The organism is Kineococcus indalonis (assembly GCF_009906395.1).
Classification (GTDB): Bacteria; Actinomycetota; Actinomycetes; order Actinomycetales; family Kineococcaceae; genus Kineococcus; species Kineococcus indalonis.
In genome coordinates, this window is sequence record NZ_JAAALM010000988.1 from 1 (window position 1) to 563 (window position 563).

Here is a 563-nt window from a genome sequence, read left to right on the forward strand (position 1 = left end):
CCTGGCCCGCGCGGTGGCGATCGCCGGGATGATGACCGCGCACGTGGTGCCGGAGGGCGCCCCGGGCCTGCCGGGCGCGCTGTTCGACCTGGCGGACGGGCGCGCCTCGGGGCTGTTCGGGGTGCTGGCGGGGGTGTCGCTGGGGCTGTCCACGCGCCGCACGCCGCCGGCGGCGCGCCCGCGCTCGGCCGCGCGGCTGGGGATCGCGGTGCGCGGGGCGCTGGTGGCGCTGCTGGGCCTGGCGCTGGTGAGCGCCGGCAGCCGGGTGGCGATCATCCTGCCGTACTACGGGGTGGCGTTCCTGCTGGTGCTGCCGGTGCTGTGGTGGCCGGCGCGGCGCCTGGCGGTGCTGGCGGCGGCGTGGCTGGTGGCCGGTCCGGTGGCGGGCTGGTGGCTGCGCGCGGCGCACGCGCTGGAGCCGACCTACCAGCAGCCGACGCTGCTGGACCTGGCGCACCCGCTGGAGCTGCTGCGCACGCTGCTGCTGACGGGCTACTACCCGGTGCTCGGCTGGACGGGGTACCTGCTGCTGGGCCTGGCGGTGGCGCGCGGGGGCCTGGCGG

1 protein-coding gene is annotated in these 563 nt (G+C 79.0%); it reads left to right on the forward strand.

The window, feature by feature from the left end:
- On the forward strand, positions 1-563 hold a 563-nt coding region (locus tag GTR00_RS22340; protein ID WP_166613656.1), incomplete at both ends, for a heparan-alpha-glucosaminide N-acetyltransferase domain-containing protein.